A 7,641-nucleotide genomic window follows, 5' to 3' on the forward strand; every position below is an offset into this window, starting at 1 on the left:
TTTAGGGGATTTTGGGGGATTTTGCAAAGGTCTCTTTGTCGCTGAATTCCTGCGCGCTTTCTGTTAAAGGTGCGGCATGGGCTTTGCCTTTTTCGGTCAGCGACAGCAACCGTTCGCGCCGGTCCTGTTCGCTTTCCTGCCATTCAATCAACCCTTGTCCGGCAAGGGTTTTGCATACGCCTGAAACGGTCTGTTTGGGCAGACTCCACTCTTCGCCGATATGCTTTTGCGTGCGGCTGCCTTCGGTTGCCAGGGTATAAAGTACGGCAAAGAGGTTGTAATTCAGATCCTGCTGCCCAATCCATTTGTCGAAGACATTGCAAATCAGGTTGATACGGGTGCCAAGTTGGTCGAGTCGGTTCATAATTGGTCTTGATATTGACTAAATTTGCGCGGAGTATAGTCATAATCGGGACTGATTTTAAGCGTGGGGTGATAAAAATGCCGTCTGAAATATGTTCAGACGGCATTGTGTTTGGAAAAGGCAATCAGTGTTCTGCCAGTTTCAGGTAAACGCCGGAAACGTCCTGTTCGCCGTAGCCGGCTTCGACTGCTTTGCGGTAGCTGGCAGCAACGGTTTCGACGGCGGGCAGGGTGTTGCCTGCCTGTTCAAGCTCTTTGACGGCGAGGTTGAGGTCTTTGGAGGCGTGTTTGAGGGCGAAGGCGGGTGGGAATTCGCGGTTTGCCCACAGGGATTTTTTGGTTTGGAACATGGGCGAGTCCATTGCCGAGCCGCCGATGGCTTCGACGATGGTGTCGGTATCGATGCCGAACTGCCGCGCCATCAGCATCGCTTCGCTGTACGCTTCGCCGAAAATGCCCAAGAGCGAGTTCAAGACGAGTTTCGCGCCCGAACCTTTGCCGACATCGCCGAAATGGAAGGTTTTTTTGCCGACGAGGGAAAATATTTTTTGCAGCGGGTTTAAAACGGCTTCGCTGCCGCCGAACAGAATCAGCAGCGTGCCGTTGGTGGCGGGCCCGACCGATCCGGAAACGGGTGCTTCGGCAAACTGTCCGCCTGCGGCTTCGACAAGTGCTTTGACGGCGAGGTTTTCGGTCGGGGAGATGGTGCTCATGTTGACGATGATTTTGCCGGCCAATCCGTCGCGGACTCCGTTCAGGATGTCGCACACGGCGGCATAGTCGGAAACCATCAGGAAAATGACGGGATAGTCGCGGACGAGTTCGGCGGTGTTGCCGTAAACTTTTGCGCCTTTGGCGGAGATGGGGGCAGTTTTGTCGGGAGAGCGGTTGTATACGCCGACTTCGATGCCGCCGTCCAAGAGCCGCGTTACCATAGGCAGACCCATTTGCCCTAAGCCTATCCAGCCGATTTGTGCGTATTCGTTTGCGGACATGATGTTTACTCCTTTTCTGTTTGTAGTGTAGTGTAATCTTATCTGTTCCGATACCGTCTGAAAAGCCTGCGGGTGTTTCAGACGGTATGGTTTTTTATGCGGTCAGCGTGCCTTTGGTCGAGGGGGTCTGTCCTGCCATGCGCGGGTCGTGTTCGACTGCCATACGCAGGGCGCGCCCGAAGGCTTTGAATACGGTTTCCGCCTGATGGTGGGCGTTTTTGCCGCTGAGGTTGTCGATGTGCAGGGTCATCATACTGTGGTTGACGATGCCGTGGAAAAATTCTTCAAACAAATCGACATCGAAACGTCCGATTAGTGCGCGGGTAAATTCGATGTTGTACACGAGTCCGGGGCGGCCGGAAAGGTCGATGACGACGCGGCTGAGGGCTTCGTCGAGCGGGACGTAGGAATGTCCGTAACGGCGGATGCCTTTTTTGTCGCCGAGTGCCTGCCGGATTGCTTGTCCGAGTGTGATGCCGATGTCTTCGGCGGTGTGGTGGTCGTCGATGTGCAGGTCGCCTTTGCAGCTGATGTCGATGTCAATCATGCCGTGGCGGGCGATTTGATCGATCATGTGTTCGAGGAAGGGTACGCCGGTATCCAGCCTGCTTTTGCCGCTGCCGTCGAGGTTGATGGAGACGGTGATTTGGGTTTCGCAGGTATTGCGGTTGACGGTAACGCTGCGGCAGCCGGCAGCAGATGCGGTTTCGGCAATTTGGGTTTCGGCAGTTCCGGTGCTTTCTGCGGCGGTTTCGGGGACAGTGCGTTCGCGGTGTTTTCTGTCGAGCCAGCCTTTGGGTTTGCCGGTGTGTTTTTCGAGTTTTGCCATCAGGCTGGGACGGATGCCGCGTGCATCTGGGTCTTCTGCCTGCTTTTCAAGGCGTTGTTTGAGTTTGTAGAGTGCGACAGGGGTACGGTAGCCGCAGAGTTTGGCGAGCTTGGACAGTGAACCTGCTTCTTGGGCGAGGGTCAGAAAGTTGTGCAGTTGGCGTTGTGTTTTAGTCAAATTCATAGGAAATCCGTTGGTTGGCAGTAAAGTTGGCGAATGATGTTGAGAACGGCATCGTTTTGTGCGGGACTGCCTACGGTAATGCGCAGGCAGTGTTCCAAAAGCGGGTGCGCGCCATGCAGTTTTTTAACCAAGATGCGGTTTTGTTTGAGCGTGTCAAACAACAAATCGGCATCGGGTACGCGTATGGTAATGAAGTTTGCCTGACTTGGAAAGGTGTTCAGACGGCATATTTTGCCCAATTCGGCGAACATCCGTTCGCGTTCGTTTTTCAGGCTGTCGATGTTGGCAGAGATGATGCCGTAGTGTTGCAGGGCGAGTTTGGCGGTGGTCAGGCTCAGTTGGTTCATATTGTAGGGCGGCAGGATTTTTTGCAGTTCGCCGATGACTTCGGGACAGCCTGCCGCATAGCCGATACGCAGTCCGGCAAAACCGATTTTGCTGACGGTACGCATGACGATGAGGTTGGGAATGCTGCCCGCCTGCGGCAGGAAGCTGTCGCCGTTGAATGCGCCGTAGGCTTCGTCGACGACGACGATGCCGTCTGAAGCTTCGATGACGGCTTCGATTTCGGCACGCGTGAAACATACGCCGGTGGGGTTGTTGGGGTAGGCGATAAAGGTCAGGGCAGGGCGGTGCTTCCTGACGGCTTCGAGGACGGCGGGCAGGTTGAGGGTGAAATCTCCGTTCAGTGGAACGCCGACATAATCCATGCCGTACAGCGCGGCGTTGTGGCGGTACATGACGAAACTGGGTTCGGCTGCCAACATTGCCGCGCCCGGTTTGGCGGTCAGCATCGTGATGAACTGTATCAGCTCGTCCGAGCCGTTGCCCAGCGCGATGTCGGCGCAGTCGGGAATGTCGAACGCCGAACGTAATGCTTCCTGTAAACCGCTGCCGGAGGGATTGGGGTAAAGATGGATGGGCGCGGCGGCAAGCCGTGCCTGCCATTCCTGCAACAGCGTTTCATGTCCGGCAAAAGGGTGGACGGGACTTTCCATCGAATCGAGTTTGGCAAAGCCGGGCGGAACGTCGGCAATCTGATATGCCGACATAGCTTGTATGTCGTCGCGGATGAAGGAGCGGACGGATTTCATCGTGTTTCCTTAATGGTTGGAATATGCCTGTACGCCGTTTCGGCATTATTTCATACGGAACTCTGCCGCGCGGGCGTGGGCGGTCAGGCTTTCGCCGTGTGCCAGCACGCTGGCGGTTTCGCCTAATTTTTGCGCGCCCTGTTCCGAAACCTGAATCAGGCTGGAGCGTTTTTGGAAATCATATGTCCCCAAAGGCGAGGAAAAGCGGGCGGTTCGGCTGGTGGGCAATACATGGTTTGGACCGGCGCAGTAGTCGCCGAGGCTTTCGCCGGTGTAGCGTCCCATGAAAATCGCACCGGCGTGGCGGATTTTTTTCGCCCATTCCTGCGGATTTTCGACTGACAGTTCCAAGTGTTCGGGGGAAATGTAGTTGGCGATTTCGCAGGCTTCGTCCAAGTCTTTGGCGAGTATCATCGCGCCCCTGTTGCCGAGCGAGGCTTCGATGATGTCGCGGCGCGGCATGGTTTCGATGAGCCTGTCCATAGCGGCTTCTACTTCGTCGAGATACGCTTGCGACGTGCCGATGAGGATGGCTTGGGCAATTTCGTCGTGTTCGGCCTGGCTGAACAAATCCATCGCCACCCAATCGGCAGGTGTCGTGCCGTCGGCGATGACCAGGATTTCAGACGGCCCCGCCACCATGTCGATGCCGACCACGCCGAACACGCGGCGTTTGGCGGCGGCGACGAAGGCGTTGCCCGGACCGGTGATTTTATCGACTTGGGGGATGGTTTCCGTGCCGTAGGCGAGGGCGGCAACCGCCTGCGCACCGCCGACGGTGAAGACTTTGGTTACGCCGGCGACGTATGCGGCGGCAAGTACGATGTCGTTGCGTTCGCCTTTTGGTGTCGGCACGACCATGATGATTTCTTTCACACCTGCGACGTGGGCGGGCATGGCGTTCATGATGACGGAACTCGGATACGCCGCCTTGCCGCCGGGGACGTAAATGCCGACGCGGTCAAGCGGTGTGATTTGTTGTCCCAACAGCGTGCCGTCTTCATCGGTGTAGCTCCACGATTCCATTTTTTGGCGTTGGTGGTAGCTTTCGACACGGCGGGCGGCGGTCTGCAATGCCGTCTGAACGTCGTTCGGAATGCGCTCGAACGCCGCTTTCAAATCGGCTTGCGTGAGTATTAAATCATCGATGCTTTTAGCGTTTGTCTGATCGAATTTGTTGGTGTATTCAATCAAAGCCGCATCGCCGCGCTTTTGCACGTCGGCGCAAATGTCGGCGACGATGCGTTCGGTTTCGGGGTTTTGCGCGGTTTCAAAAGCCAGCAGGGCTTTGAGTCCGGCTTGGAAATCGGGCGATTGGGTGTTGAGTTTTTTCATGATTTGGTTTTTTCCTTTTTTATTTTTGGATTGGGGGTCGTCTGAATATTCTCTTGTTCAGTTTCTGTCTCTGTTTTGGGTCTGATATACGCTTTTTCTCCCCCGCTACCAAACTTCAATTCGGGCAGGCATTTTTGTTGCAGACCGAGTTTGGCTAATACCTCTTCGCTACGAGAGGTAGTGCGGAAACGGTAACGGGATTGTTTTCTACCGTTTTTGGTTTCCTCAACCATTGTTTCAAAACCGTCCACTTCGTATGCACTGACAACAGCGTTTTGCAGACCGGTGTGAACGCCGATAACGTATTTCACTTTTGAAGCAACATCTTTACCGATAACCCAGTTGCCCAACGTACGCGATTTGAGGTTGGCATCGTCTTGGTTGTCGAAAAGGTAGTCTAATTCTTCGTCAGTATCTAAATCGAAAGCATTGTGGATTTTGATGGCGAGAATCAGCCCGTCGGGGTTAATCTCGTTAAGTGGGAGAGAAGAGAATCCAAAGCGGCGATCTAGTTCTTCTACGCTAATACCACCCGGACCATGCCCGGCAATTTTATTTTTGAGTTTTTTACCCAAGACAGATTTAACAAAATGAATTAAGGCAGATTCGGCGGCGAGTGCTTCGACTTCAGTCAGATGATAGCTGATGATATAGCGACCGAGTTTCTTGCATTTGGAGATGGCTTTGAGTTTCCGATCGATAATCTCGCCGGAGACTGGATCTTGTGAACGACTAGCAACCCATTCATGCTCGAAGATACGATTACCGCAGCCTTTGCCGATGTAGAGGATTTTGTCTTTTTTCAGGTCGGTCAGACAATAGACATAAAACCGACGCTCGCCGTTATTCAAAACGGAAAGGGTTGAATCTGAGAATTTTTTTATTTTTGCAACCATTTTAACTTCTCCTATACAGTTTACTGCCGGTGATATTTTCAGACGACCTGTCGGCGGGAACGGATAGGGTCGTCTGAAAACGCATCTTTATTCAAATGGATGCTTACTTCGCCTTCACTGCGCCGCCGAACGCCTGAATAATCGGCTCCAGCAGCGCGTATTTCGTTTTCAAAGCAGCCTTGTTGACCACCAGGTAGCTGGAAATGTCGACGATGTGTTCGACTGCTTCCAAGCCGTTTGCCTTCAAGGTGTTGCCCGTCGAAACCAAGTCCACAATCGCATCGCTCAAGCCGACCAGCGGCGCAAGTTCCATCGAGCCGTACAGTTTGATAATGTCCACATGGACACCCTTGCCAGCAAAATGAGATGCCGCGATTTCAGGATACTTTGTGGCAATCTTCAGACGGCATCCGGGTTGCGAAGCTGCTTCGTAATCAAACCCTTTACGCACAGCAACCATCATGCGGCACTTGGCAATCTCCAAATCCAAAGGCCGGTAAAGCCCCGTGCCGCCGTGTTCGATCAGCACGTCTTTGCCCGCAATGCCGAAGTCCGCCGCGCCGTAGCGGACATAAGTCGGCACATCGGTTGCGCGGACAATGACAAGGCGGATGTTTTCATGGTTCGTCCCGATAATCAGCTTGCGCGATTTTTCAGGCTCTTCAGTCGGAACAATGCCGGCAGCGGCAAGCAGCGGCAGCGTCTCCTCAAAAATGCGCCCCTTGGATAAGGCGATGGTCAAAGCATTATCCTGCATGGTGTGGATGTCCTTTGTCGGTTGAAACAATAATGCCGTCTGAATAGGCGCCGACGGTGCAGACGGCATACGGTTTTATCAGAGCAGGGTCCTTACATCGGCAGCAATCGTTTCCGGCTCGCTTCCGTAAGGCGAGAAAATGGCAACCTCACCGTTTTTGTCGATGAGATACGCACCGGAAGAGTGGTCGACCAAATAGTTTTCGCTGTCGTCTTTTTGATTGACTTTGGCAGAAACCACGCGGTATTGCTGCTTGATGACCGGCAGGTTTTGGCCGCCCGTTGCCGTCAGACCGATAAAGTCCGGATTGAACTGTTTGGCATACTTGCCGATGATTTCAGGCGTGTCGCGTTCCGGATCGATGCTGACGAACACCACTTTCACGTCCTTAGCCTGCCCGCCCAACTGCTTCAACGTGTCGCTGTACGTCAAAAGCTCTGTCGGGCAGACATCGGGACAGTGCGTAAAGCCGAAAGACAGAATCACGACCTTGCCTTTCAAATCGCTCAGGTTGAAAGGCTTGCCTTCGCCGTCGGTCAGCGTGAAATCGCCGCCGATGTCTTCCTTACGCATATCCGTACCGCGCGTTTGCGGCTTTGCCGCATTTTCCGCAGCCGACGCGGATGCACTTGAAGAAGCGACTTGCGCCGCACTGTTGTCTTGAGGTTTGCAGGCGGCAAGCGCGGCAAGTACGAAAACGCCCGGCAAAAAGGAACGCGGTACGGAAAACATGACAATCTCCCAAGAATAAATAGCAAAACCTGATTCGTACGGAATTTGAATATTTCCATCTTAACGCGTTTGGCAGATTTAATGTAGTATTTTTTTACGTTGTCTGCACGGCAGGAATTGCCGAATCATACAGAATCTTTGGAGCGGAAAGAACAGTAAGATTAAAATAATAAAAATTCTATTTAAAATCAAAAATAAAATAAAAACAGATAAAATAATTTCAAAAAAAAGGTTTACAGAATTTCAAAAGCCATTATAATGACGACTTCTTCACCAGCCCAGGTGGCGAAATTGGTAGACGCAGGGGACTCAAAATCCCCCGCCGCAAGGTGTGTCGGTTCGAGTCCGACCCTGGGCACCACAACCGCTTTTAGAGCGGTTATTTTTTTTTGTCTATTGCTGTTTAATGAAATAGATAAAACTAAATATAGTGGATTAAATTTAAACCAGTACGGCG

Annotated in this window: 8 protein-coding genes and 1 tRNA gene; 1 reads left to right on the top strand and 8 read right to left on the bottom strand. The window is 53.0% G+C overall.

The features are described from left to right. Position 1: 1 nt before the first annotated feature. The 8 genes from HMPREF2959_RS06625 to HMPREF2959_RS06660 all read right to left on the bottom strand — a co-directional run bounded on the left by HMPREF2959_RS06625 (position 2) and on the right by HMPREF2959_RS06660 (position 7,184). On the bottom strand, positions 2-364 hold the full coding sequence (locus tag HMPREF2959_RS06625) for a MarR family transcriptional regulator (protein WP_002243726.1): 363 nt from the start codon (positions 362-364) through the stop codon (positions 2-4). A 124-nt stretch (positions 365-488) separates the two neighbouring features. Then, positions 489-1,358: an NAD(P)-dependent oxidoreductase gene (locus HMPREF2959_RS06630; RefSeq protein ID WP_002212808.1), complete on the bottom strand. Its 870-nt coding sequence runs from the start codon at positions 1,356-1,358 to the stop codon at positions 489-491. A 94-nt stretch (positions 1,359-1,452) separates the two neighbouring features. Further along, a complete protein-coding gene (hisB, locus tag HMPREF2959_RS06635) occupies positions 1,453-2,370 on the bottom strand; it encodes an imidazoleglycerol-phosphate dehydratase HisB (RefSeq protein WP_002216784.1) in 918 nt (305 codons plus the stop codon). Continuing rightward, on the bottom strand, positions 2,367-3,464 hold the full coding sequence (gene hisC, locus HMPREF2959_RS06640; protein WP_002212810.1) for a histidinol-phosphate transaminase: 1,098 nt from the start codon (positions 3,462-3,464) through the stop codon (positions 2,367-2,369). The genes hisB and hisC overlap by 4 nt, the downstream gene beginning before the upstream one ends. Positions 3,465-3,509: 45 nt before the next feature. Beyond that, positions 3,510-4,799, bottom strand: a complete 1,290-nt coding sequence (hisD, locus tag HMPREF2959_RS06645) for a histidinol dehydrogenase (RefSeq protein ID WP_002216785.1) — start codon at positions 4,797-4,799, stop codon at positions 3,510-3,512. Next, positions 4,796-5,695 carry an LEM-3-like GIY-YIG domain-containing protein gene (locus HMPREF2959_RS06650; protein WP_002216786.1) on the bottom strand — a complete coding sequence of 300 codons (900 nt, stop codon included), beginning with the start codon at positions 5,693-5,695 and terminating at the stop codon, positions 4,796-4,798. Before HMPREF2959_RS06650 ends, hisD begins: the two co-directional genes overlap by 4 nt. A 103-nt stretch (positions 5,696-5,798) precedes the next feature. Then, positions 5,799-6,452, bottom strand: coding sequence for an ATP phosphoribosyltransferase (gene hisG, locus HMPREF2959_RS06655; RefSeq protein WP_019742656.1), 654 nt, complete (start codon positions 6,450-6,452; stop codon positions 5,799-5,801). A 78-nt stretch (positions 6,453-6,530) separates the two neighbouring features. Further along, positions 6,531-7,184: an SCO family protein gene (locus HMPREF2959_RS06660; protein WP_002225030.1), complete on the bottom strand. Its 654-nt coding sequence runs from the start codon at positions 7,182-7,184 to the stop codon at positions 6,531-6,533. Positions 7,185-7,460: 276 nt separating this feature from the next. Between HMPREF2959_RS06660 and HMPREF2959_RS06665 the strand changes: the two genes are divergently transcribed. Continuing rightward, positions 7,461-7,545 (top strand) — tRNA-Leu (locus tag HMPREF2959_RS06665). Positions 7,546-7,641: the final 96 nt, after the last annotated feature.

Source organism: Neisseria sp. HMSC070F02 (assembly GCF_001814225.1).
In the GTDB taxonomy this organism is placed as follows: Bacteria; Pseudomonadota; Gammaproteobacteria; order Burkholderiales; family Neisseriaceae; genus Neisseria; species Neisseria meningitidis.